29 protein-coding genes and 2 pseudogenes are annotated in these 23,895 nt (G+C 65.8%); 15 read left to right on the top strand and 16 right to left on the bottom strand.

What is annotated here, in order from left to right; translation table 11 throughout:
* Positions 1–422 precede the first annotated feature (422 nt).
* Complete coding sequence (locus tag DL519_RS17245) at positions 423–626, top strand: alcohol dehydrogenase catalytic domain-containing protein (RefSeq protein WP_223839145.1); 204 nt, start codon at positions 423–425, stop codon at positions 624–626.
* Positions 627–704: 78 nt separating this feature from the next.
* Here the strand turns inward: DL519_RS17245 and DL519_RS17250 are convergent, their stop codons facing one another.
* The 4 genes and pseudogenes from DL519_RS17250 to DL519_RS17260 form a co-directional block, all read right to left on the bottom strand.
* The gene (locus tag DL519_RS17250; protein ID WP_190824031.1) at positions 705–3,011 is read right to left on the bottom strand and encodes an ATP-binding protein; all 2,307 of its coding nucleotides are present in this window, start codon (positions 3,009–3,011) and stop codon (positions 705–707) included.
* Between the two features lie 686 nt (positions 3,012–3,697).
* The gene (locus tag DL519_RS50090; RefSeq protein ID WP_190816289.1) at positions 3,698–4,009 is read right to left on the bottom strand and encodes an enolase C-terminal domain-like protein; all 312 of its coding nucleotides are present in this window, start codon (positions 4,007–4,009) and stop codon (positions 3,698–3,700) included.
* Positions 4,010–4,040: 31 nt separating this feature from the next.
* Positions 4,041–4,307 (bottom strand): annotated as a pseudogene (locus DL519_RS50095) (enolase C-terminal domain-like protein); the annotation flags it as partial.
* The gene (locus DL519_RS17260) at positions 4,207–5,400 is read right to left on the bottom strand and encodes an IS630 family transposase (protein ID WP_223838985.1); all 1,194 of its coding nucleotides are present in this window, start codon (positions 5,398–5,400) and stop codon (positions 4,207–4,209) included. The pseudogene DL519_RS50095 and the gene DL519_RS17260, both read right to left, overlap by 101 nt.
* A gap of 103 nt (positions 5,401–5,503) precedes the next feature.
* Here DL519_RS17260 and DL519_RS17265 point away from each other — a divergent pair, with 103 nt between their 5' ends.
* Entirely contained in the window at positions 5,504–5,830 is a 327-nt protein-coding gene (locus tag DL519_RS17265) for a hypothetical protein (protein WP_190813758.1), read from the top strand.
* 22 nt (positions 5,831–5,852) lie between these two features.
* Here DL519_RS17265 and DL519_RS17270 read toward each other — a convergent pair whose 3' ends face one another.
* Positions 5,853–6,146: an enolase C-terminal domain-like protein gene (locus DL519_RS17270; RefSeq protein WP_223839147.1), complete on the bottom strand. Its 294-nt coding sequence runs from the start codon at positions 6,144–6,146 to the stop codon at positions 5,853–5,855.
* A complete protein-coding gene (locus DL519_RS50100; RefSeq protein ID WP_190816294.1) occupies positions 6,052–6,441 on the bottom strand; it encodes a hypothetical protein in 390 nt (129 codons plus the stop codon). Before DL519_RS50100 ends, DL519_RS17270 begins: the two co-directional genes overlap by 95 nt.
* A 177-nt stretch (positions 6,442–6,618) precedes the next feature.
* Between DL519_RS50100 and DL519_RS17280 the strand changes: the two genes are divergently transcribed.
* A protein-coding gene (locus tag DL519_RS17280; RefSeq protein WP_190816296.1) for an IS5 family transposase occupies positions 6,619–7,499 on the top strand; the annotation gives its coding sequence in 2 pieces (ribosomal slippage) (positions 6,619–6,963 and positions 6,966–7,499; 879 coding nt in all).
* 8 nt (positions 7,500–7,507) lie between these two features.
* Here the strand turns inward: DL519_RS17280 and DL519_RS17285 are convergent.
* The 5 genes from DL519_RS17285 to DL519_RS17300 form a co-directional block, all read right to left on the bottom strand.
* Complete coding sequence (locus DL519_RS17285) at positions 7,508–7,972, bottom strand: hypothetical protein (RefSeq protein ID WP_190816297.1); 465 nt, start codon at positions 7,970–7,972, stop codon at positions 7,508–7,510.
* A 176-nt stretch (positions 7,973–8,148) separates the two neighbouring features.
* Positions 8,149–8,445, bottom strand: a complete 297-nt coding sequence (locus DL519_RS17290; RefSeq protein ID WP_190816300.1) for a DUF3303 domain-containing protein — start codon at positions 8,443–8,445, stop codon at positions 8,149–8,151.
* Positions 8,446–8,720: 275 nt separating this feature from the next.
* Positions 8,721–9,044: a hypothetical protein gene (locus tag DL519_RS17295; protein ID WP_190816302.1), complete on the bottom strand. Its 324-nt coding sequence runs from the start codon at positions 9,042–9,044 to the stop codon at positions 8,721–8,723.
* Between the two features lie 244 nt (positions 9,045–9,288).
* A complete protein-coding gene (locus DL519_RS46675; protein WP_223839150.1) occupies positions 9,289–9,588 on the bottom strand; it encodes a DUF6292 family protein in 300 nt (99 codons plus the stop codon).
* A complete protein-coding gene (locus tag DL519_RS17300) occupies positions 9,540–9,689 on the bottom strand; it encodes a hypothetical protein (protein ID WP_190816304.1) in 150 nt (49 codons plus the stop codon). The genes DL519_RS46675 and DL519_RS17300 overlap by 49 nt, the downstream gene beginning before the upstream one ends.
* A 163-nt stretch (positions 9,690–9,852) precedes the next feature.
* Here DL519_RS17300 and DL519_RS17305 point away from each other — a divergent pair, with 163 nt between their 5' ends.
* A complete protein-coding gene (locus DL519_RS17305; RefSeq protein WP_190816306.1) occupies positions 9,853–10,269 on the top strand; it encodes a hypothetical protein in 417 nt (138 codons plus the stop codon).
* Between the two features lie 5 nt (positions 10,270–10,274).
* Here the strand turns inward: DL519_RS17305 and DL519_RS17310 are convergent, their stop codons facing one another.
* Positions 10,275–10,529, bottom strand: coding sequence for a hypothetical protein (locus DL519_RS17310; RefSeq protein WP_190816308.1), 255 nt, complete (start codon positions 10,527–10,529; stop codon positions 10,275–10,277).
* Positions 10,530–11,159: 630 nt separating this feature from the next.
* On the opposite strand from DL519_RS17310, the gene DL519_RS17315 reads away from it, so the two are divergent.
* Together DL519_RS17315 and DL519_RS17320 are read left to right on the top strand one after the other, a co-directional pair.
* Positions 11,160–12,527 carry a wax ester/triacylglycerol synthase family O-acyltransferase gene (locus DL519_RS17315; RefSeq protein WP_190816310.1) on the top strand — a complete coding sequence of 456 codons (1,368 nt, stop codon included), beginning with the start codon at positions 11,160–11,162 and terminating at the stop codon, positions 12,525–12,527.
* 120 nt (positions 12,528–12,647) lie between these two features.
* On the top strand, positions 12,648–12,878 hold the full coding sequence (locus DL519_RS17320) for a hypothetical protein (protein ID WP_190816312.1): 231 nt from the start codon (positions 12,648–12,650) through the stop codon (positions 12,876–12,878).
* 19 nt (positions 12,879–12,897) lie between these two features.
* Here DL519_RS17320 and DL519_RS17325 read toward each other — a convergent pair whose 3' ends face one another.
* Positions 12,898–13,857 (bottom strand): patatin-like phospholipase family protein, encoded by a 960-nt coding sequence (locus tag DL519_RS17325; RefSeq protein ID WP_190816314.1) that lies wholly within the window; start codon positions 13,855–13,857, stop codon positions 12,898–12,900.
* 194 nt (positions 13,858–14,051) lie between these two features.
* On the opposite strand from DL519_RS17325, the gene DL519_RS17330 reads away from it, so the two are divergent.
* The 4 genes from DL519_RS17330 to DL519_RS17345 all read left to right on the top strand — a co-directional run bounded on the left by DL519_RS17330 (position 14,052) and on the right by DL519_RS17345 (position 17,569).
* Positions 14,052–15,284: a patatin-like phospholipase family protein gene (locus tag DL519_RS17330; RefSeq protein WP_190816316.1), complete on the top strand. Its 1,233-nt coding sequence runs from the start codon at positions 14,052–14,054 to the stop codon at positions 15,282–15,284.
* Between the two features lie 124 nt (positions 15,285–15,408).
* On the top strand, positions 15,409–15,828 hold the full coding sequence (locus tag DL519_RS17335) for a CBS domain-containing protein (RefSeq protein ID WP_190816318.1): 420 nt from the start codon (positions 15,409–15,411) through the stop codon (positions 15,826–15,828).
* Between the two features lie 60 nt (positions 15,829–15,888).
* The gene (locus DL519_RS17340) at positions 15,889–16,317 is read left to right on the top strand and encodes an NfeD family protein (protein WP_190816320.1); all 429 of its coding nucleotides are present in this window, start codon (positions 15,889–15,891) and stop codon (positions 16,315–16,317) included.
* Positions 16,318–16,327: 10 nt separating this feature from the next.
* Positions 16,328–17,569: an SPFH domain-containing protein gene (locus tag DL519_RS17345; protein ID WP_223839151.1), complete on the top strand. Its 1,242-nt coding sequence runs from the start codon at positions 16,328–16,330 to the stop codon at positions 17,567–17,569.
* Positions 17,570–17,582: 13 nt separating this feature from the next.
* Here the strand turns inward: DL519_RS17345 and DL519_RS17350 are convergent, their stop codons facing one another.
* Positions 17,583–17,750, bottom strand: a complete 168-nt coding sequence (locus DL519_RS17350) for a TrkA C-terminal domain-containing protein (RefSeq protein ID WP_317891375.1) — start codon at positions 17,748–17,750, stop codon at positions 17,583–17,585.
* Positions 17,751–18,107: 357 nt separating this feature from the next.
* Here DL519_RS17350 and DL519_RS48750 point away from each other — a divergent pair, with 357 nt between their 5' ends.
* Entirely contained in the window at positions 18,108–18,818 is a 711-nt protein-coding gene (locus DL519_RS48750; protein WP_190816324.1) for a hypothetical protein, read from the top strand.
* 448 nt (positions 18,819–19,266) lie between these two features.
* Here DL519_RS48750 and DL519_RS17360 read toward each other — a convergent pair whose 3' ends face one another.
* A complete protein-coding gene (locus DL519_RS17360; protein ID WP_190816326.1) occupies positions 19,267–19,488 on the bottom strand; it encodes an FHA domain-containing protein in 222 nt (73 codons plus the stop codon).
* Positions 19,489–19,544: 56 nt separating this feature from the next.
* Between DL519_RS17360 and DL519_RS17365 the strand changes: the two genes are divergently transcribed.
* Positions 19,545–20,504, top strand: coding sequence for a site-specific integrase (locus DL519_RS17365; protein ID WP_223839152.1), 960 nt, complete (start codon positions 19,545–19,547; stop codon positions 20,502–20,504).
* Positions 20,505–20,542: 38 nt separating this feature from the next.
* On the top strand, positions 20,543–20,878 hold the full coding sequence (locus DL519_RS17370) for a hypothetical protein (protein ID WP_190816328.1): 336 nt from the start codon (positions 20,543–20,545) through the stop codon (positions 20,876–20,878).
* Between the two features lie 130 nt (positions 20,879–21,008).
* Here the strand turns inward: DL519_RS17370 and DL519_RS17375 are convergent, their stop codons facing one another.
* Positions 21,009–21,623, bottom strand: coding sequence for a transposase (locus tag DL519_RS17375; protein ID WP_190816330.1), 615 nt, complete (start codon positions 21,621–21,623; stop codon positions 21,009–21,011).
* Positions 21,624–22,056: 433 nt separating this feature from the next.
* Here DL519_RS17375 and DL519_RS17380 point away from each other — a divergent pair.
* Together DL519_RS17380 and DL519_RS17385 are read left to right on the top strand one after the other, a co-directional pair.
* Positions 22,057–22,662 (top strand): annotated as a pseudogene (locus tag DL519_RS17380) (ABC transporter ATP-binding protein).
* A gap of 220 nt (positions 22,663–22,882) precedes the next feature.
* Positions 22,883–23,782 carry an ABC transporter permease gene (locus tag DL519_RS17385; protein WP_223839153.1) on the top strand — a complete coding sequence of 300 codons (900 nt, stop codon included), beginning with the start codon at positions 22,883–22,885 and terminating at the stop codon, positions 23,780–23,782.
* Positions 23,783–23,895: the final 113 nt, after the last annotated feature.

Genomic DNA, 23,895 nt, shown 5'->3' on the forward strand with positions numbered 1-23,895 from the left:
ACGTCGGAACGCGCCTGGACGAGTGGACCGACGGCACGGTCGGCTCCTGTTGAAGCCCGACAGATCCGAGAAGACGCTCGCCCCCTTCACTGCACTCGCGCCGAGACATCATGGGGCGTCAATACCGCTTACTCAGGCGCTGTTCGTCGGGTTCGGTGGAACTTGGCGCCGGGGACGATAGTGATCAGTTCCGGGGGAAGCTCGCCGCGAATCTGGACCACGCTGCGCGGGCAAGCATGATCACCGATTTTCGTTCTTTTGGTTGTCTGTGGTGGTGTCGTTGCTCGGCAATGGCGCGTGGGTGCCCATTCCCAGCGTCACGACTCGCCCTCATCCGCTCTGGTCGTCGTGCACGATGGGTAAGCAGCTGTTCTGCTGGTGGCCCTGGGAAACGTCCGTGGCAGTATCCGGGAGAGATCCAGATGAGCACCTATCGCGTCGCGCAGGTTGCCACCGCCGGCGGGCCGTTTGAGATCGTCGAGCGCGAGATACCGCGTCCGGGTCCCGGGCACGCGCGGATTGCCGTCGACGCCTGCGGGGTTTGCCACAGCGACTCGTTCTTCGTCGACGCCGCGTTTCCGGGCGTCCGGTTTCCGCTGGTGCCCGGGCATGAGATGGCGCCGTGATCCCGCGCCACCCGCGACGCTGCGCGCCTTCCTCGACCTGCCGACGACACAAGATTGACCGCGGGAAGGACGCCAGGTTCAGTCGCTGTTCCGAAGGGTTCGTGCTCTTTCCCCGGACGTTTCCGCACGCGCTTCGATGATCCAGGTAGCGATCTGGGCACGCGAGTGGAAGCCCAGCTTGGCGAGGATGTGCTCGACGTGCGAGTCGACGGTGCGCTGGGCGATCACCAGCTCGACCGCGATCTCCTTGTTGGACATGCCTTGGGCAACCAGGGCGGCGACCTGCCGTTCCCGCCTGGTCAGCACGTGATCCGCGCGGTGCCGCGCTGCCGTGGCGGTGTCCGGCTGCTTCTTCTCACCGAGCGCGTAGGTAATGACCGCTCGCTGGGTCAGCCGCGCTCCCTCCTGCTGTGCGGCCTGGAACGCCTGATCGCCGAGCGCGTCCCGAACCCGGTCCGCAACCTGCTGCTTCCATTCCAACAGCGTCGGGGAGCCGAACAGCGGCCGGCCAATCCGTTCCCACATCACGTCCACGGCACCGCAGAGCATGGCCGCCTGTTTCCAGTCCTTGTCCGCCGAAGCGACCCAGGACAGCACCTCGACGCAACACGGAATGCCCATCTGGTCGTTGAGCTGCGTCTTCCGGCGCAGGGCCGCCCGCAGGTGCACGGCGGCGTTTTTCGGGTTGCCCGCCGCCCACCAGCCCACCCCGACGTTCCACTCACACCACGACAGCGCCCAGCTCTCACCGAGGGAAGCAACAATGGCCCGGCATTCGTCCAGCAGCGCCATCATAAGTTCTGTGTCGCCCTGCAGACCGGCGACCTGAGCGCGCAAGGGGAATATGATCAACGCTGGGGCGGTCCACTGTTGCGCCGCGCGGTGGCGGGCCAGCGCTTCGTCCAGCAGCGCAGTCCCACCGTGCAGATTCTTCTCCCACATCTCCGAGTCACCGAGGAACTGGATCGCGAGCGTCGCCATGTTCTCGTCGCCAAGCCGCTCCGCCAGCTCACGGCATTGGGTATACATCGCAACGCTACCCGAGTAGTCACCTTGAAAGTGCGCGATCCACCCGTTGAGCCACAGTGCGCGGGCGCGCTCACGGCTCGGCTCGGTGTCCAGGGCCAGCGCCCGGTCCAACCAGTAGCGGCCGTCCTGGACGAAGCCATCCCCAATCCAGTAGAACCACAGCGCCGTGCACAGACGCACCCCCGTCCAAGCCTCGCCCGGAGTCGTCAGGCAGTAGCTCAACGCCGCCCAGAAATCGGGGTGCTTGGCGCGCAACTGCTCACCCCAGTAAGACTGCCGTGGCCCGCAGGACTCCGAGTCCGCCCGTTCCGCCATGCCAAGGAAGTAGTCCCGATGCCGGTGGCGCAGCGTCGCCTCCGCGCCGGCCTCGGCGAGCCGCTCTCGGCCGTACTGGCGGATCGTCTCCAACATCCGATAGCTCCCGACACCGCCCTTCTCGCTGTGGGTGAGAACGGATTTGTCCACCAGCCCGGCCAAAGCAATCAGCACGTCCTGCTCGCTCAGCTCATCCCCAGAGCAGACGTGCTCGACCGCATCCAGGTCGAAGTCCGCGGCGAACACCGAACAGCGCGCCCACAGGACGCGCTCCTGCTCGGTGCACAGATCGAAACTCCACTCCACCGCGGCGCGCAGGGACTGTTGTCGGGGCAGCGACGAGCGGTGACCGGCGGTCAACAACCGGAACCGGTCATCCAACCGTCCCAGGACCTCTTCGAGCGACAGCACCCGAAGCCGAACCGCGGCTAGCTCGATGGCCAGCGGAACGCCGTCCAGTCGATGGCAAAGGCGAGCCACCAGTTCCTTGTTCTCGGCGTTCACGGTGAATCCCGGCGCCGCTGACGCCACCCGATCCTCGAACAACGCCAGCGCCTCGAACTGGCAAGAGGGCCTCTCCAACAGCAGCCCCGGTGGCGTCGACATGTCCATCGCCGGCAGTGACAACGGCTGGACCTGCCAGACGGACTCGCCGCTGATGTTCAGCGGTTCCCGGCTGGTCGCCAGCACCCGAAACGCCGGAGCAGCGGCCAGCAGCGTGCTCATCAATGTGCTACAGGCGGACAGCACATGCTCACAGTTGTCGAGCACCACCAGCAACTGCTTGGCCGACAAATAATCGACCAAACCGGCCTCACATGCGTGGGCCGACTGATCGCGCAGCCCCAGCGCGGCGGCTACCGCCTGCGGCACCAGCGAAGGATCTTGCAGGCTGGCCAACTCAACCAGCCAGACACCGTCCCGGAACGCCCGCCGCAACTGGTGCCCCAGATGCAACGCCAACCGTGACTTGCCGACGCCACCGACGCCGGTCAAAGTCACCAGCCGCGACTCCGACAGCGCGCGCCTCACCTCGGCCATCGCTGCGCGCCGCCCGACGAAACTCGTCACCTCATGCGGAAGACGATCCGCACGAGAATCGGTAGTCCTCATAACTCTGAGTCATGCTACCACCACGTCGCGGTCCGATCGTGCGGCTTCGTGCTGGCCAGAAGGCTGACCGCGGATTGCGTCGCACTGTCCATCCGGTCTGATCTCGGCCCCAGCCCTGCAGCGACATCGCCCGTCGTGGGTCCGCGTTCGCGCGTCGGATTCTGTGGCCCGCGTCGATCGCCTCGACCAATGTCGATCGCCTTAACCAACACCGCCCATCACCGGAACCCACGCCTCGGCTATTGCCCGCAGCGGCTGGCGGATAGCCGTTCTGGACGTGAACGGCGACGGCGCGGAACACCGAGCGAAGGAGCTCGACGCGGGGTTTCCGGTCGACGGCGGCCACCTCGGTGTCTACTGCGACGTCGCCAACGAGACGGCGGTGCTGCAGGCTGCCGGACTCGTGGCCCGGTCTTCGGCCGAATCGATCCCGTGGTCTGCGGTGCGGGCAAGCTGGTGCGCGCCCCGGCCACCGACCTCGAGCCGAACATCTGGCGGCGACACCTCTGTCGAGGGATATCTGGCTGTCCAGCTCGTCCAGGCCACCGCGCGAAACAGGCTTCGGGACACGCTGTTCCACTTTGAACTTCGAGAATCCCTTGCCCCGAGCCATCTCACGGCTGATCAGTGTGGTCGATACGGGTAGTGACGCGTTGGTTGCGCAGGTCGTCTTCAGTCATGGCGCACCGGCCGAGCGCGTTGATGTCGAACCGGACGCCATGGCCGGGAGTGGTGGATGGCCGCACAGTGCCGTTTCTGACGATGATCGGTTCCGCAAGGATGCCCATCTCGGACAGTCCGGCGCCGCGCAATCCTTCGAAGGTCACGATGTTCGGTGCGGCACAGCCCAGATGGGCGACGAGCTCCAGCCCGAAATGGGGAGCAACCGGGACGTTGTGACTTTCGGCCATTTTGACGATCTTCATGAACCCGGTGATCCCGCCGACGCGGTACGTCCGGCTGGATGTAGTCGCACGCTCCGCGGGTGATCCACTGGGCGAACTGGTACTTGGTGTAAAGGCTTTCGCCCATGGCGATCGGCAGGGCGGTCTGCTGCCTGATCCAGACATGGCCGTCGATGTCGTCGCTAAGTGGTCTCGCCCGTAAGTGCTTCGGGTCTTGATCATGCGGCCTTCGGGGTGGTATCGGGTGTGTGGTCGGCGGTGTCGGCGGTGTCGGCGGTGTCGTGGGTGTCGTGGGTGTCGATGCGGGCGAGCAGGTCATGCAGGTCGTTGGTGGTGAACTTCCAGCGGAACGGCGTGGCGGTGGCGTTGTAGCGGTTCTGGAAAGACAGCAGGCGTTGCTCAACTTCGGCTAGGTCGGTGAAGTCGTTGGGAGACACGACTTTGCGTTGCACGATCGAGAAGAAGACCTCGATCTGGTTCAGCCAGGAGGCGTGAGTCGGGGTGTGCACCATGACCGCGTTGGGGAATCGTTTGGCCAATCGGTCGATCGCGGCTTGGCCGCGGTGGGAGGAGCCGTTGTCCACGACCCAGAACACCCGCTTGGCCGAGGCGTAGGGCTGGGTGGTCATGACCTGCTCGACTAGCGCCATGAACGGGACGATGCCGGTGGCGGGCTCGCAACGGCCGAACACCCGGGCGTGGTGCACGTCGTAGGCGGCCAGGTAGGCAAGCGCTCCGCCCCGGGTGTACTCGTGCTCGACGCGCATCATTCGGGCCTTGCCCGGCGGGAGCGTGGGATGGCAGCGGCAGCGGGCCTGGATCGAGGTCTTCTCGTCAGAAGAGATCACGAACTCGTTGCCGGTCAACGGTTCGCCGTCCCATATGCCGGTGTAGAGGTCCAGCACCCGGGCGGCCCGAGTGGCGAAGTGCGGGTCGCGCACGGAGATCCAGGACCGATACTGCCAGGGTTTGAGCGCGTCAGCGGCCAGCCAGCGACGTACGGTCGAGGGGGAGATCGCTGTGACCACGCCACGGGTCACGGCTTCACGGGCGAGTTCCGGGCACGACCACCGGGACAGCGGCGTTGCGGTCTCGGCCGGTAGCTGGCAGGCCAGAGCCTTGAGCTCGGCGACCTGCACGGGGGTGAAGCGCGGTGGCCGGCCACTGCGCTTCTTATCCCGGAGCCCGTCCACGCCGTCGGCGGCGAACCGGTCCCGCCAGCAGCGCACCGTGTCCAGGTGCACGCCCACCCGAGCGGCGATGCGGTTGTTGGCGTAGCCACGCCCGGCCAGCAACACGATCTGGGCGCGGACCTTGTCCCGATGCGGTGTCTTGTGACCGTAGGCGCGTCGTTTCAACACACGCCGCTGAGCTGCGGTGAGAATCACCGGGGTGGCAGACATGCCAGGCATGACGGGGGCGACCCCAATCCATGATCGACAACCAGGGTTCGCGCACCCTGCCATACGATGATCACGGTTCGCGTCGGCCTGCTGGTCTGGCAGCATCACCATCATGCCTACCCCGCCGGAATCGACCAAGATCTCGTTGCGTCAACGGCTGCGTGCTCATGCAAGAACCCACTGGCCCCGGGTGGCCGACCTGCGGTTTCGCTACCGCGGCCAGTTCGCCTACGTCGAGGGCGAACTGACAGACGGCGAGGTCTGGCCGCTGATACGACTGAGGTACACAGGCTCGGCCAGCCAATGGGGCTTCGCGCTGTACCTGGCCAGTTCCGGGAAGTACGAAGACCAGATCCTGCCCAGCGGCCTCCCCGTAGGCAGCCCGGAAGAAGCCCTCGATTGCGCAGCCGGTCTCTACCTCACAACACCCGACATCTGACCCGCACAAGACCCACAGGCCGTCAACCCCCGAAAAACTTCCGGCGGCGACCACTAAGGGTGGGTTCCTCGAGCCAGAAGAGGTTTGCCTGCCGGAGAAGCTCCATTCGCCGGACGACATCGGGTGGGTACCACTTCTGGTTGGCGTCCACCAAGATGTCGATGCCGGGGCCGACGAGCTTGCGCACGGCCAGCAGGCGTTCGAGGTCTTCGTGCGGGTCATCACGACCGATCTTCATCTTGACCGACCGGTAGCCCTGGGAAAGGAATGTCTCCATCTGGGCGAGCAGTTCGTCGGTGCCGAGGTGCAGGTTCACGCCGCTGCCATAGCCACGCAGCGAGACCCGGTATCCGCCACATGGTGTTCCACAAGCGCTCGACTTCGAGCGGATCCCCGCCGAGAACTTTGGGCGCCAGGTAATGGTCGATGAGGTTCTTGAACGCACTCCCTCCGTTACCGACGCTGAACGTCCAGCCGGTCCCCGTCCTGTGGTCGTCGGTTTCCAGCCATACGATCACGAACTCCAACGACGAGAGGGAATAGTTCGAAGATCCCCAGCTCTCGGTCAGCGGTACTTTGTAGATGCCGGTGTCGTACGACGTGATCTTCATTGGGGCGTCCCTTGGGGTAGTGGCCCGGCTTCGCGCGTCCGGGGATCAGGCGGCTTCTTCGGGCCGGAGGTAGTGGCGCTGACGGACGCCTACCCAGATCACCAGGGCGCCGATAACACCGAGGCCTCCGGCTAGGGTCTGTTTCAGAAGTTGATCTGGGTTTGAGATGATCTCCGTGTGGGACGTGGCGATCTGACGAACGAGCAGTGGGCGAAGCTCGAACCGCTGCTACCCCGGGGCAAGAAGTCAGGACGCCCGCCCAAGCACCCGAAACGACAGCTCATCAACGGGATTCGATTCCGGGTGCGCACCGGCGTCCAGTGGCGCGACCTGCCCGACCGGTACGGCCCGTGGCAGACCGTGTATGGCCTGTTCCGTCGCTGGCAGCGGGATGGGACCTGGAAACGGATCCTGACGCGGTTGCAGGCCCGGGCCGACGCCGAGGGGCTGATCACCTGGGATGTCAGCGTGGACTCCACCGTCGCCCGCGCACACCAGCACGCCGCTGGCGCGCGTAAAAAGGGGCTGACCAGCGTGAATCCCCGGGCGGGGTCGACGTCGAGCCGGACGATCACGGGATCGGCCGGTCGCGGGGCGGGTTGACCACGAAGCTGCACCTGTCCACCGAGCAAGGCCAGAAGCCGTTGTCGGTTGTGGTCACTGCCGGTCAGCGGGGCGACTCGCCGCAGTTCCAGACGGTCCTGGAGCGGATCAGGGTGCCCCGTGCCGGTCGGGGCCGGGCACGGACTCGTCCGGATCGGGTGTTGGCGAACAAGGCGTACGGTTCCCGCGCCAACCGTGCCTACCTGCGGCGACGTGGCATTCGGTGCACCATCCCGGAGAAGGCCGACCAGATCCGCCATCGCAAGAACCGCGGTTCGCGCGGTGGTCGCCGACCGGCGTTCGACAAGGAGATCTACAAGCAACGCCACGCGGTGGAGTGCGGCATCAACAGGCTCAAGCGCAATCGTGCCGTCGCTACCCGATACGACAAGTTGGCAGTTCGTTACGAGGCCACAGTGATCCTCGCGGGATCAACGAATGGCTCTGACATATGAAACAGGCCCTAGCTCTTCGCGAGCAGTTCGTCGATACGGTGCAGCACGGTAGCCCGAGCCCGGTGCCGCCTTTCGTAGCCTTCGACCATCTGCAGTTCCCGTTGGGACAACGCCCGCAGCTTCTGGACGATCTCTCCCGCTGTGAGGCTGTCGTAATCGGCGATCGGGAGCTGGTCTGCGTCGACGACCATTCCGGTCATCTTCCCTTCGGCAAGTGCGACGCCAGGAATTCGACGGGCTGCTTCGCCGACCTGACCAACCCGGTCCTGGACTTCCTGCCTTGCGCCGCCCATGATGGCATGCCCACGCCCGGCCAGGTCGTCATACGCTTCGCCGGCACGGTCCATCCACTGACTTCTCTGCTCCCACGCTTGGCCCATCTGATCGGGAATTGCGCGCACCGCGTCCATCACCCACGCCGCGGCACCAACCGTGGCATACACCGATCGCTGCGTCTTTTTGACGAGATCCATCACAAATTCCCTCACCGGTTCACGCCTAGCGGGCGCTCCGTGCCAGCCTCCCCGCGGCCGACAAAGCTGCGCCCTGGATAGGTAGCTATCCAACCATTCAGTCCGATGCTGTCCGGAACCGAGACGTTCGCTTTCCGGCGCCTGCACAAACGAAGTCGTTATCAGGGTTCGGCTAGTCATGCGGTCGCTTGCAGCTTTTTGCGGAATTCCTCGATGGCCTTCTGGTAGGACAACTCGTACACCGCGTGCACATCCCAACTCATCAAGTCCATGTACGGCTGCAAGATCTCGCTCACCTGTTGCGGGCTGTCGGACTCGAGCATGAGGAACCCGGCTCCGCCTCCGGCGAGGTTGTACCAGCCCTTGATCTGGTTGGCGAGGTTGGTGCCAGCCTCGTGCTGCTGCAGCACTCGCCGCCGCACATCCTCAGCGCGCGTGTGCTGATGCCAGGTGAACCGGCAATACCACAGCATTGTCCCTCCTCAGTGGTCGCCACCGTGAGAGAAGCACAACCAGCCCAGCAAGCCCGTGCCCTCTCGCGACAAACGATAAGGCGGGCGCTGGAACCCAGCAGCCGACCACACCACGCCCCACCCGCTGCCGTGGCTCGCATAGACGTCGGTTTCCGCTGGTGCAACGGGGTCTGCATTCAGATCGAGAATGCACGTACCCCCTTTCGGCATACCCGTGTGAGTGGCACGTTTGCGTTCACCGTGATCGCACGTCGTTGAGGGCCGGCTTACGCCGCTTATTCGGGGCAGTCTTTCGCAGTGGGGGTGCCGGTGTAACGGGAACCGGGACGTGCCAACCGTCCTCGGGCGGTCACCAACGCGCAGCGGGCGTCGTCCCACCGGCCGGAGTGCAGGTGCTCGTGTGCGGCGTGGATGGCTTCGGCAGCATCGTCGGCGACCGCTGTCTGACCCCCGTGGTCCGCCAGCAGTTCGACGGCGCGCTGTACGTGGGCATGCGCGTGCCCGCTCGCAGCCCCCTCCGCGGTAAGCACGGCGACCAAGGCGATATCGATCGCCTCACGCACGTGGCAGGCGATCGCGTCATGCGTGTGATGCGACATGGCACCCAACGGTAAGCAACTCCTGTTTCCGTCCCGCCACGACACGCCCGGCCAGTTGGGCAACACACCCCTGTGAGCTGCCCTAAGTCGACCGGTTGCGCCACCGCCACCGACGCCTGCCGCCGTGACCTCGCCCGAGACCTGCTCACCGGCCTGCGCCGCCTCGACCAACACCTCACCGACAACGGGCCTCGTTAAAGCGACGACGATAACCAGCCAGGCGGCCACGCAGATCATCTCATCGTCATCGCCACCCTGCGGAACACCGGACGGCTCGGCTGCCCAGGTTGCCGGACTGCAAGGAGGTCGTTGACGAAGGCGACCACGACCGACGGGCCAGGTAGTACTTCCTCGCTTTGGTAAGCGATCGCGATCGGCGGGTGGGACGGGTCCGTCTCATCGCCATGGCCCAGCCGCTTTCCTCATCCCACACCAGAGCGAGATCATAGGCGGGGAAGATCGGGGCGTGGCACGACAACGCGATGTAGGCCGAGGTCAGCAGGTCGAACTCGACCTCGATACCATCACGGGGTTCTCGGCGCACATGCCCAGGCCGAGAGCGACGTCGTAGACGTAGTTCACGAAGCCCATCGCCGCCTGTCCGCCAGGATCCAGCCCATCCTGGCCAGTATCGATGGCTCCCACCTCCCAACGTCACGCCGGGCTAGCCGGTTGCCGCCTCGAACACGATCGAGCGAACCCGGCAGTGGTGACGAGCCGACTTGTGCACCGCGAGGTTCCTGGAGAGAACTTCTGCAGCGGTCCGAGCGGGAATAACATGGTTTCCTGGGGCCGCTATGGAGGGGCCATGGTCACAGCAGCGAAGAGACGCGCCGTTGAGGAAGGCGCGGAGCAACGCCGCCCAGAACTGGCCGAGCAGATCGCTGAAGTCGTTCTGCTTCCGGTGGATGTCGCCCGGCGTGTACTCCCCGAAAACGGGCTGCCGGTCTACTTCGGCATCGGCGTCCTGGCGCTGGTGGATCTCATCGACTGGCGGTCGCCGTGGCCGCGGGTCTCGGATACTACGTGCTCAAGCGCTGGCGTTCGCCGCGATCGGCAACAACAGGCCGCTGACCGCGTCCCAGCGGGTCTATGTTCAGCTGACGTGTTGAACCTGCACGGTGAACGGGGCGACTTGCACCCTGCACGATGCGGGCCGTCCCGGGATGTTCGTCTCAGCTCGGATCTGATCGCGTTCTCCGGCTCACATCTCGTGAACGCGTAGCGTCATCAAACCTGATCGGCGAGACGCTTGTGCGTGCCGCCCGGTGCATACATATGGGTGACCGGCAGAACCCCTTGGCACGCACCGAAGCGATCAAGGCCGAATGACCACAAGTGAATCTTGCCGGCAAAGGTTGCGTTCAGTGCGGGTTGCACTAGCGTCGACACCACTCGCGGTTCTGGAGAATCCACTTCGGACACTGTTTCGGCTTTATGTCGCCGCACGCGATCGAATGCATCTGCGCTGAATTTGTTCGACAACGCGTTCCCGGTGTCGGCGATCTCAGCGGAGCGATCGTGGTTTGCGGGCCGAGTGGCAGGTGTCGGCACGTGTACGAGGGAGCGGGAACGTGGTGTTTCGCCGGATGCTGCAGAGGTATGCGGCTTCGAGTGCCGGCGCGGACACGACCGCATGCCGCGCCCGATTCGCGGGGAGGCCGCGACGTGGGAGCATGAGCAGCGCCACGCGCGGGGCTACTACGAGGGATGTGGCATGACTCGTGCTTTCAATGTCCACCGGAATGGTGACGCGGTGATGACCGCAGCGCCGCGCACACGACGGAACGGAGTGCACTCGTGCCCATGAACTCCGACTCCGTCGATCTCGTCCGCTCCCCGGGTCGCGAGTCCGATCCGGCTGCAGGGCGGCCCGAAGCCGAATCGCGGTGGGCTGATGCCTACCTCGGCGAGCATTCGAAACAGGTATTGGGACAACCACTCGGCACTCTGGCGGACCAGATCGCGGTGCGCGTGTGCCGGAGTCTGGGCATTTGAATCCGTGAGAAAGGTCTGTTGAGCGGATCTATCCATGGTGCTTCGAGGGTGTCGGCGAGCGGGCCGAAGTGGGTGGTGCACGAACATCAAGCCGGACACTGGTGGTGAGGAAGGGCGATGAAAACGGGTGAGGTCAGTGCGCTCGATCGGGCGTTCTTGTGCCTGGAGCAGGGCGCAGCACCGATGCACCTCGGCGCGGTCGCAGTGTTCGCACCGCGACGTCCGGTGCAGCCGCAAACGCTGGCGGAGGTGCTCGCGGAGCGGGCACAGCAGATTCCGCGGTTGCGGCTGCGGGTCCGCAGCTCATGGTTTCCTCCCGGTCACGCGCGCTGGGAAGAGCTTCCGGATTTCCGCGCCCGGGACCACGTCCACACCCATCAGCTGCCGTCGCCGGGAGGTCGTGAAGAGCTCGCCGTGCTCGTCGCGGAGCTCAACGCCCTACCGCTGGATCTGAGCCGGCCGCTGTGGGAGCTGCACGTGATCACCGGTCTGGACGGCGCCCGGTTCACGGTTCTGGTGAAACTGCACCACGCCCTGACCGACGGCTGCGGAGCGGTCGAGGCCGGGCTCGGGCTGCTGGACGGCTTCACCCCCGACTGGGCACCGCGGCAGACCATGTCACCCGCGGATCCCTTGCTCGACGCTGCCTGGCGTGCGGTGGGAATGCTCTCCCGACCGCGCCGACTGCTCGCCGACGCACTGTCCGCCGCCGGTGATCTCCCGGGAACCCTGCAGCAGACTGTCGGAATCGCCTCGTCCGTGGTGCGCAACATGCGACTACCCGCGCCGGATTCCCCGTTGCACGCGCGTGCGTCAGCCGCCCGGCGCGTGGCCCTGGTCCCCATCGAACGACGAGACGTGCGCCGGATCCGCGCCCGCCACGGCGGCACGACCAACGACATCGCACTCACGGTCCTGACCGGAGCACTCCGTCGGTGGCTGGACACCCGCGGGCACCCCCTCGACGGGCTGACCGTACGGGCGCTGATCCCGGTCAACCAGCGACCGCCGGGGAAGTCCCGAGACGACAACAACCGGCTATCGGGGTACCTGTGCGATCTGCCGGTAGGCGAGCCGGACCCCACGACACGGCTACGTATGGTCCGGGCCGCGATGGACCGCAACAAGAGCGCCGGCCCGCTGCGCGGGCCCGGCGCCTTCCCCGTGCTCGCTGGTCGAGTGCCGCCCCTCGTGCACCGATTCGCCGCCTCGTTGGCCGGTCACGGTGCTGGTCTGCTGTTCGACACCGTGATCACCAACGTGCCGCTGCCCGACCTCCCGGTGACGCTGGACGGTGCCCCGCTGCGCGAGCTCTACCCCCTCGCACCGCTGGCCGCCGGTCACGCCCTGTCCATCGCCGTGACCCAGTACCGGACCACCGTCCACATCGGCGTCCAGGCCAACCGGTGCGCTGTCAGCGACCTGGAAAAGCTCAGCGAAGCCCTCCCCCACGCCGTCGCCGAACTCGACGACCTCGACTCCTGAACCCGAACCTCGGGGTTCACGAGGCGTTCCGTGCCGCCCCAGTCACTGGCATCCCTACTGCTGTGATGCAGTGCCGTGAAGTGAAGGTCCGACGATGCAGAAGCCACCGCAAGCAACATCGTGGTGCAGCTTGAGCCGGTGCCGCCTCACTGGGTGATGGGTTATATCGCCCTGGACGGCAAGTGGCGCGAGTGTGCGTCGATGCCGGCGACGGCGAGTGAGGAGGAGCCAGCACGGCGCGCCGACCTCGACAAGGTCGTGCTGTGGGTGGCTCGCGTGCTCGGCGTTGATCAGGTCCAGCTGTCCAGGGTGGCCGACACCCGGCGAGCGACATGGTGGGTCGCAACATGAGGACCCGGCGCAGATGGGCTTATTCGTGCCGGTTGGCCAGGAAGGAGTCGACGGCTTCCCTCGCGTGGTGAACCAGCGTCTGCACGGTGTCGGGGTCTGCATCGAATTCGGTGATGCCCACCTCTGAGGTGTCGATGGTGATCGTGCGGTTGCGGACTACGGGGAGGTCGAGGTGGGTCTGGTCGTTGCCCACGAATGCGGTGACGACCACCTTTTTGAGCAGCTCGAACGGCGGCGGTAGCGGCAGCCCAAGTGCGGGGAAGACCTGGTCGATGCCGGCGGGCAGGTTGGGCAGGATGCGGACCCCGAAAGTGGGCCAGCGCGGCTGCTGCCCGTCGGTGCGGTCGAAGATCTCGACGGCAAAGTTCGACAGCACCGCACCGTCCACGATGACCGAGGTGTCTCCAGTGACCGGGTCGGTGAGCCGCTGGGGCTCGAAGTACAGCGGGATGGACATCGACATCCGCACCGCATCGGCGACGGACTGCTCGTCGGGCTCGCGGTGAAACAGGTGGTAGTCCCACGGCAGCCGCAGCAACCGCCCTTGGGTGATGTCGGTGGCCAGCACAACGAGCTTGTAGTGCTGATCGCTATGCAGGTCGCCGTCGTCACCGTCGGGCTCGCGGCGGAGATCACCGAACGTCGTCACCCCGAGAGCATGCAGCTCGTGGTCCAGCCAATCCCGGAGGTAGTCGCCTTCGTACGCACCATTCCGGGTAAGCAACAAAAGTCCTTCGCTGATTAGAGGCAGACATGGCGACATCCGGTCAGGCACCCGGGACAGCTCGAGCCTGCCCATCGCGCCGCGGATCTGCCCGACGTCGGCTCCCGCCGCCGCCAACGCGGCCACCACCGCCCCGACCGAAGTACCGGCGATCCGCGGAAACGAATAGCCCAGCTCCAACAACCTCAGGACGGCTCCCACAGCGCCGATTCCCTTGGCCCCACCCCCCTCGAGCACGAGATCCGCCTGCACCATCCCGATCCCTTCTGTCCCAAACTCCGCTCATCTGGCGTTCCACGATGCTGCGACCGGACGACAACTGCTGCCCACCGATCACCCGCGAACTACCTGAAGGGGTAGCTACCGCAGCCTTGCCAACGACAGGGCGGCTTCGGATACGGTGACGAGGTCGAGGCGCACGGACTGTGTGGATCGGTGCGACGATAGGCATGGTGAACGCCGAGCGGATCGCGCTGGTTCTGGCTGGCGGTGGTGCGCGTGGCGCCTACGAGGCGGGCGCGCTGTCCGTGCTCGTGCCCGAGCTCGACCGCCGCGGTCAGCGACCCTCCCTGTTCGTCGGTACGAGCGTGGGCGCGGTGAACGCCGCCTACCTCGCCGCCGCCCACGACCGCAGCGCTGACGAGGTCGCCGCAGGCATGCTGCAACGCTGGCGCGATGTCGGCAGCGGACACATCATGCGCCCGCTGCACCAACACCTGATCCTCGCCGCAACCCGCTACCTGGGAGAAACACTGTCGTTGCCGGGGTTCCAGTTCTCCAGCCTGCTGGATCCAGCTCCCGTCGAACGACGCCTGCAGGAATGGATCGACCTCTCCGCGCTGCACCGCAACATCACACAGCGCAGCGTCGACGCCCTCGCCGTCGTGGCCACCGCCGTGCGCAGCGGCCGCACCGTCGTGTTCGTCGAAAGCGCAGTCCAGCCGACGCTGCACCGCTCCCACGTCCTCGACTACGTCCCCGCGACGATCGACCACGTCCACCTGCAGGGCTCCGCCGCACTACCCGTCCTGTTCCCACCGGTCCGCATCGAATCCCCCGTCGAAGCCCACGGCTGGTACGTCGACGGAGGCACCCGATTGAACACCCCCATCAAACCGGCCTTGGACCTCGGCGCCGACCGAATCGTGGTCATCGGCACCGACGCCATCACCCCACCCTCGGACGAACCGGGCCGACACGAAGGCAGTCCCCCAGACCTCGCCGACGGAGCACTACACGTTCTCGAAGGCGCCCTCGTCGACCCGCTCGCCGAAGACATCATCACCCTGGGCAACATCAACCTCTTCTACACCGACCCCGCAGGCGCACCCGCAACGCAGCAGTACCGCCAAGCCCGAGGAAAACCCCCGTACCGCAAGGTTCCCTACATCTTCATCGCCCCGGACCGGCGCGGCGCAATCGGAGAACACGCTCTGGAGATCTTCCACTCCAGCAACCGCAAACTCAGCCTCCGCTCCGTCCGCCAACGCCTGTTCAGCCAGTTCCTCGGAGGCGACAGCCCCGCTCACGGCGAACTGCTCAGCTACCTGTTCTTCGACCCCCAATACCTCAACGAACTCATCGCCATGGGCCAACACGACGCACACCACTGGCTCGCCACCAGTGGCAACGACCCCTGGCAAATCGGCCCACTCCCCCAACTCACCGGCCCCGCGCTCTGATCACGTCCCCGCCGATCGACCAACGCGCTTCGACCTCGGCCGCACCTCTGGTGGATAGGCAGGTGGGAAGTGTTCCCTGCAGCCAGTTCAAGATCACCGCGTCCACTGAGACTCCGGCTTCCCTGTGCTCAACGAGAACGAACAAGTCGAAGGATTGATCACCCTCCGGCGCATCCGAGCGCTGTCTCAGCAGGCACGGCTCCGCACAACCCTGCGCGAGGCAGCATGCCCGATTGAGCAGGTTCCCACAGCCGCGCCGGAAGAAACGCCAGCTGCGATACTGCCCCGACTGGCCAACACCACCGACGGACGCATCCTCGTGTTCGACGCGGATCGACTCGTGGACATCATCTCTCCCTCTGACATCAGCAGCACCATCATCAACCACGGACTCCGCATCCCCATCCCCGGCGCCACCACCCCCAAGCCGACCAACCAACCCACCCTCGAGTTGGTGGTACCCCGGGCCAACAGCATCGTTATAAGTGCCGCCCTGGAGATCTGCCCGCAGAAGTTGACCGCAGCAGTCATCGCGGGTATTTGACCGCTTATCCCCGGGATCGTCCTGGTCACATCGTTGTCCGATGTCTGTCACCATGGACGCATGGTCGCGCTGGTGTGGTTGATCGCAGGCGTGGTCCTGATTGCGGCCGAGGTCATCTCGGGTGAACTCGTGCTGCTGATGCTCGGCCTCGCGGCGATGGGGGCTGCCGGAGCAGCGGCATTGGGGGCGCCGCTGGGTGTCGATGCCGCCGTGTTCGCCGCACTCGGACTGGGGTTGATCTTCGTAGCCCGGCCCGCGCTGAAACGCCGACTGAACCGCGGCATCGAGTTGAAAACCAATGTCGAAGCCTTGATCGGAAAGAAGGCGGTCGTCGATTCCACCGTGGATGCCACGAGCGGCCGGGTGCGCATCGATGGCGACGTGTGGTCGGCCCGGGCATTCGACGAGACCCAAGTGCTGGAGGTCGGCCAGACGGTGATGGTCATGGACATCTCCGGGGCCACCGCCGTCGTGTGGGCTGAACCCTGAGGAGGCTGATGTGGACCCGTTCGGACTGATCGTCCTCGCTGTCATCGTACTTCTGGTCCTCGTGATCGCGGTGAAGACCGTGCTGGTCGTGCCGCAGGCGACGGCTTCGGTGATCGAGCGTCTCGGCCGGTTCCGCAACGTGGCCGAGCCGGGGCTGAACTTCCTGGTGCCGTTCCTGGATCGGGTGCGGGCCCGCGTCGACCTGCGCGAGCAGGTGGTGTCGTTCCCGCCGCAGCCGGTGATCACCCAGGACAACCTGACTGTGTCCATTGACACGGTGGTGTACTTCCAGGTCACCGACTCGCGCTCGGCGGTGTACGAGATCTCCAACTACATCATCGGTGTCGAGCAGCTGACCACCACCACGCTGCGCAACGTCGTCGGCGGCATGAGCTTGGAGGAAACCCTGACCTCCCGTGACGCCATCAATACCCAGCTGCGCGGCGTGCTGGACCAGGAGACCGGGCGCTGGGGCATCCGGGTCGCGCGGGTGGAGCTCAAGGCCATCGACCCGCCACCGTCCATCAAGGACTCGATGGAGAAGCAGATGCGCGCCGACAGGGAGAAGCGCGCGATGATTCTCAACGCCGAAGGAACCCGGGAATCGGCGATCAAAACCGCCGAAGGCCAGAAGCAAGCGGCGATCCTGGCCGCGGAAGGCCAGAAGCAAGCGGCCATCCTCGGCGCGGAGGCCGACCGGCAGTCCAGCATCCTGCGGGCGCAGGGTGACCGGGCCAGCCGATACTTGCAGGCGCAGGGTCAGGCCAAGGCCGTCGAGAAGGTCTTCGCGGCGGTCAAGCGCGGCAAACCGACCCCGGAGCTGCTGGCCTACCAGTACCTCCAGACGCTGCCGCAGATGGCCCAGGGCGAGGCCAACAAGGTCTGGGTCGTGCCCAGCGACTTCGGCAAGTCCCTGGAAGGCTTCGCCCGGATGCTCGGCGCCCGCGGCGAGGACGGCGTCTTCCGCTACGAGCCACCGAAAGAAGAGGTCCCGACGACCGCACCCGAAGAAGAAGAGGAGTCGGTCAAGGCCTGGTTCGACACCTCCACCACCCCAGAGGTCGCCGAAGCCGTCCGCGCAGCCGAAGCAGTCGCCCGCAAGGAGGTCCCCAGCCCGAGCCTCGGCGGCAGCGCTGTTCCTACCCAGCGTCCGGGCTCGACGCAAGGTACGCCACAAGTACCAGTGGGGCCGCAGCAGTCGGGTTCAACTGAACAGTCCGATGAGGATGCCCAACCCGACCGGCGCGACTGAGCCGGACGTGCTGCTACGTCAGGTCGGCGAAGCGCTCCACGTCCTGGGACAGACCCGACACGATCAGGAGGTCGTCACCGGGGAGGACGGTTTCCGCGGTGGCGTAGGTGAAACCTTCGCCTGGACGCTTGATTCCGACGACCGTGATGCCGGGGGCGCAATTAACGGCTCGGGTAGGCACCACAACCCATCCGGCCCCAGACGTCGTATTTCTACCCGCATTTCATGATCAGGCCTGCGGCAAACCAAGATCCAACTGAGACACGCTCTTATGGGTGAACCATCACTGGAAGCAAACAGCGATATCTTAATTTACAGATCGCAGCTGGCTAGAAGACCACAAGTGTAAGCCTCTTTCCACTTCTCTCGCCGGGAAAGGAGGTGAATCTCATGAGCGACGTCGAGCAGGAGCAGCCCACTGCTCCCGAGGAGACCGATGCTGGCCCCACCGAGGGTGAGGAGCCGACAGCTGAAGCGGCCGAGACCGAAGCAGCCGAAACCCCCACCGCCGAGGAGACCGAGACCGGCCCCACCGAAGGTGAGGAGCCGACAGCTGAAGCGGCCGAGACCGAAGCAGCCGAAACGGGGGGGGGGGGGCGAAGCAGCCGAAACCCCCACCGCCGAGGAGACCGAGACCGGCCCCACCGAAGGTGAGGAGCCGACAGCTGAAGCGGCCGAGACCGAAGCAGCCGAAACCCCCACCGCCGAGGAGACCGAGACCGGCCCCACCGAAGGTGAGGAGCCGACAGCTGAAGCGGCCGAGACCGAAGCAGCCGAAACCCCCACCGCCGAGGAGACCGAGACCGGCCCCACCGAAGGTGAGGAGCCGACAGCTGAAGCGGCCGAGACCGAAGCAGCCGAAACCCCCACCGCCGAGGAGACCGAGACCGGCCCCACCGAAGGTGAGGAGCCGACAGCTGAAGCGGCCGAGACCGAAGCAGCCGAAACCCCCACCGCCGAGGAGACCGAGACCGGCCCCACCGAAGGTGAGGAGCCGACAGCTGAAGCGGCCGAGACCGAAGCAGCCGAAACCCCCACCGCCGAGGAGACCGAGACCGGCCCCACCGAAGGTGAGGAGCCGACAGCTGAAGCGGCCGAGACCGAAGCAGCCGAAACCCCCACCGCCGAGGAGACCGAGACCGGCCCCACCGAAGGTGAGGAGCCGACAGCTGAAGCGGCCGAGACCGAAGCAGCCGAAACCCCCACCGCCGAGGAGACCGAGACCGGCCCCACCGAAGGTGAAGCGTGAGATTCCCGCGTGCGGCCACAGCCATCGCATAGGGACTCGCAAGGGGTTTATTGCGTGTGCCCCGCAGCAGTCGCTGGGTCTCACGACCATGTGAGCGTGAGCAGGCGTCACATATGCAGGCACGCATGCTCGCGATCTTGGCCTCCTGGACCGAGGACCTGGCAATGGCGATGTACCCGCCGATCCCGAACTACTAGCCGAAGTGAGCCTCCTTGAGGCTCACTTCGGCTGATCCAGACCGCTCGAGCCACAGCATGATCTGTACCCGCGGCGTCTGGCCGGGAGAGGGAGACCCGACCAGACGCCGTCTTGCGGGGAACTGCCGTCGGCACTCAGCGACCGTTCTCGCTTACGCGTGGTCGTTCGCCGCACGCCGTATCCGAGTCTAGGGAACTTGATCATCAAGACCAGTCAGCCCAATCCATCGAGCGACACCGGAACGCATGAGCTATCGCTCTCGATCGTCATACTGGCACGGAGCGCCCTGGATCGGCTTATGTTGAGAGGCGACGCGGAAGCGGAGGTGGAAGTTGCCGGTCCACACCGCGTCCCCGTCGGCGAGTTCGGCCCGATCGACATGCTGGCCGTTGACGTAGGTGCCGTTCAGCGAGCCGACATCGGCCAGCCTCGCCGACGCCCAACAGCAAGCGGCGAGATCGCACTCACGCATGAGGATTCCACCAGCTCCAGCCCTGGCGGGCTGCCGCTCATCTGCGAGATCTGCTCATGACCTGCGGTCTGCTGCCCATCATCGACAAGCAGATCTGCCTGCTTGAACGGTGGCTCGCCCACCACCTCGCGGGCATCACCAATCCCGATCACGCGCAGATCGTTCACCGGTTCGCTACCTGGAACATCCTGCCCAGGCTGCGGACCCGCGCCGAGCGCAAACCCATCACTCCGGCCGGACGCACGTTCGCCGGGGACCAGGTCAGGCGCGCCACCGCGTTCCTTTCCTGGCTCGCCTCCCGCAAAACGAGTCTCGGTGACTGCGGACAGGCCGATATCGACGCCTGGCATGCCGGACACAACGAGCACGGCCGCAACGCCGTTCGCCGTTTCTTGTTGTGGTGCACGGAAAACAAGCTCACCCGGAAGTTCATGCTGCCATCGGCGAAGACCAGGCAGGCCGCACCGCTGACCCGCGCCAGGCGGATCGAGTTGCTGCGTCAGGTCCTCACCGACGCCGACGCGCCGATGCGCAGCAGGGTCGCCGCGGGCCTGGTGCTGCTCTATGCCCAGCCGGTCAGCCGCATCGTCCGGCTCACTGTCGACGACATCATCCAGGACGAACAGGTCCTCATCCGCATCGGCGATCCGCCCTCACCGGTCCCTCAGCCCTTCGCCGTGCTGCTGCTGGACTACGCGGCCCACCGCGCGAACATGCGCACCGCGACCAACCCCACCGCCACCTGTTGTTCCCCGGCCGCCGCGCCGATCAACCACTGCGACCGGAATACCTCGCAAAGCTCGTCCGCCAACTCGGTGTTCCCACCCGCGCTAGCCGCGGCGCCGCGATCCGGCAGCACCTCCAGGACATGCCAGCCCCGATCGTCGCCGACGCCCTCGGCTACCACCCCGTCACCACAACCAAGCTCGCCTCCCAGGCCGGTACCACCTGGAGCCGATACGCCCCCGGCGATCACTCACCGCTACAACCACAGAGAACTTGCGACAGTTGAATAGGCGACCTCACTGCTCTGTTCCGGGTAGCGCAGTTCGAGGTGATCGACAAGGCCGGAGGCCGTGCCGACGTCTTGGTCACCTTCCCCTCGGCGTACTTCAACGTCGAATGCAAGATTGAAGAGAAAGACGCGAGCAAGGACGCCCTGCGCACCTATGTCGCTCAGGCAGCCGAGTACCAGAACGCTGGTCCTTCCTTCGCGATCCTGTTGGCCCTGGATAAGACTGTCGGCAAAGAGGGCGCGGTCAACCTGTTCGACAACATCTGGATCGAGGAGGTCCAGCGCCCCGGCGAGTTCGAGCCGTGCCTCGTGGTCGTTGTGCGCGTTCCAGGCGGACGCGAGAACCCGAACGACCTCAGGCCCGCTGCTCGATAAGACGGCCCGCTACCCAATCGGAGATCCCCTCGCCTCGCTTCCACGCGGCGTAGGTGTCCCGTCTGCACCAGTTGAGCAGGAAGCATGCGGCCGCTACGGCGCCGATCTTCGCTGTCGGGGACGAAATGTGTCACCGTCCAGTCAGTTGTGCCAGATGGCGGCGGCCAGGGCGAGGATGCGCTGGGCGGTACGGGCCATGACGCCGGCGGGTGTGCGTGCGCCGTGCTTCTCCAAGGACAGTTGCGCCTTGGTCGTGTTGATGATCGACTCGATGCGTTGCCGGATGGGCGCCAGGTTGCCGTGACGGTGGTTCTTCGTCGCGGCGATCCGGCCGGAGGCAGGTGATGTCGAGTTCGGTCATGTCGCGCTGGAAGGCCTTGCCAGCAAAGCCCTTGTCACCGATTACAACGACCCCGGCGGGAAGGGCGGCGAGGTCGTGGGCGTGGCCCGGCAGTTCCGCGGCGACCTCCCGTTCGCCGATCTTGGGGTCGGCAAAGCACCACACCAGCGGCATGCCGTCCAGGGTGGTGACCAGATACAGCTTCAGACCCCAGTAGAAACGGGAATGCGAGGCGCAGTAGCCGTAGCCTGCCCACCCGGCCAACTCGGAGCGTTTCACGGTTTCGAGGGACGAGCCGCAGAGCACCGGAGTGGCGTCGATCAACCGAAGTTGGTCGGCGGCGGAAGGGACTTGGCTGGCCAGCAGTTGGGTCGCGCGCAGGATCAGCGGGGTCGCCGCGATCAACCTCTTGTGATAGCCGGGTTGTTTGGCAGGTACGGAAACAGGTGGCCAAGCCTGCCGTAGCAACACCGCAGCCAATGGTGCTAGGACGGAAATCCCAGCAGGACCTGAGCGACAGCCAAGCAGATCAGCTCGGCGTCGGAGAGCTGCAGTCGCGTCGCTCATAACCGCACCACAGCTCCGGCCCTTGTGAGATAGCCGATCTGTTAAGATCATTTTCGTTGGGCACCGCAGGGCGTGCGGAACGCCACCACTAGGCGGGAAAGCCTGTGGAGTCCACGTAAGACCTCCCGCTAGGGACCCGATTGACGGTTTTGCCGTGGTGGAATCTCCGCCGTTCACGGCGGAGAGCATGTCAACGTAGATGCTTAGTCTTGCCGTGACGGCGAGTGGTCACCAGCGAGTGCGTGCCACCGCCTTCAGACCCGGGGGTGCGGTGGAAGTCCAGGATATCCGTCACGCTTACGGCCGTCGTGAGGTCCTGCGGGGCCTCGACCTCGATCTGAGCCCTGGTGTGCTGGCCGGGATTGTCGGGGAAAACGGTGCGGGCAAGTCCACTCTGTTGAAGATTTTGTCTGGTGAGCTGCGCCCGCTCGGTGGCACGGTCCGTCATGGGGGCCGTTTTGGGTACTGACCGCAGGACGCGGTGGTCAACGAGGCTCTGACCGTGCGCCAGCATCTGGAGTTCTTCCGGGTCGCGCGCGGGCTGCCGGATCTCCGGCACGCCGAGCAGGCTATGGAGGCGTTGCGGTTGTCGGAGTACGTCGATGAGCGTGCCGGCCGGCTCAGCGGCGGAACCCGTCAGAAGCTGAATCTGACCCTGGCGCTGATGCATGACCCGCGGGTGCTGCTGCTGGACGAGCCTTACCAGGGTTTCGACTGGGAGACCTACCAGCGCTTCTGGGCCCTGGCGGCCCGATTACGTGACGCGGGCCGCTCGGTCCTTGTCGTCTCCCACCTGGCCTATGACGCTGAGCGCCTGGACGAGTTGTGGCACCTACAGGGCGGCGTGCTGCGCCCCGCCGAGGAGGTGCTGGCGTGAGGCGGCACCTGCACCTGTTCGTCACAGCAGCTCGTTTTGACCTGATCGAGCGACCCTGCTGGCTAATTCCGCGAGGGGCTGGGGCTGGTGTCACTGCGGGAGTGGTCCGGTTCTGCCTCGCCAACCGGTGTGCGGTGAACGGCCTGTTCACCTCGATAGACGACACGAACGGTCCGTTCGCTCCGTTCATCCGATGTGAGCCCGGGGCTGTTGGTGTGCGGTGAACGGCCTGTTCGCTTCGGTAAACGACACGAACGGTCCGTTCGCTTCACGCCCGCACCTTCCCAAACAGCCCCAACACCGCGCCGAATTAACCAGCAGGGTCATCGAGCATGCCCGCAACCGGCTCGCCATGGTCTTGGTCGTCCTGTTCATCCCCACGTGGGTCAGCCTGGCTCACGCCGTCTTCCCCAGCACTGCCCTGCCGTTCAAGCTGGACGCGACCGGCGAGCTGATTGCTCCGGCCGGTAATCAGATCACGCAGATCACCGGGGCCATCAACGCCGTCACCCTCATCACCGGGTTCATGATGTTCGCCGTCACGTTCAACGGCGGGCGCTTCGACCGCCGCCGGGCGATGGCCGGTTACCCGCGCATCCATCTCGTCCTGGCCAAGACCACCTCGCTCACCCTGGCCTCGGCCGCCATCGCCGCCTACGCCACCGCGGTGATCCGCATGGCCTGGAGTCCGCATCAGCCTGTGCTGCTCGCCGCGGCCTTGTTCTGCGGGGCCATCACCTACGGGGCAGTGGGCGTCGTCTTCGGCTCGCTGCTGCGCCGGGAGGTGGAGGGCATGTTCGCCATGATCACGGTCAGCCTCGTCGATGCCGGCCTGCAAAGCCCGCTGGCCGGTGGCGGCACCGGAAGCTCGGCCACGCAGTTGCTGCCCACCTACGGCACCATGCAGGCCGCCGCGGCCGCGGGCTTCACCGACCAGTCCCTGCCTGGCGATCTGGCCGTGCAGTTGTTGTGGTTCACCGGTGCGGCGCTGCTGGGGCTGCTCGCCTTCCACCGCCGCACCAAAGACGCCCTGACCGCGAAGTCACCCTTCGGTCTGTCCTGGGCGCCCAGGTACCGGCAACCTGCGCGCCCGGCCCCGGACCACGTCGACGCCCCCTGAATGGCACCCCGGTGCGACGGCTCACAACGGCCCCGTGAAGGACGTGCCGTCGCCCTCATCGGAGAGCGAAGCCCTGGCCCCGAACGGGATCCGGTTGAGCAGAAAGGGTTCAC

The organism is Saccharopolyspora pogona (assembly GCF_014697215.1).
Classification (GTDB): domain Bacteria; phylum Actinomycetota; class Actinomycetes; order Mycobacteriales; family Pseudonocardiaceae; genus Saccharopolyspora; species Saccharopolyspora hattusasensis.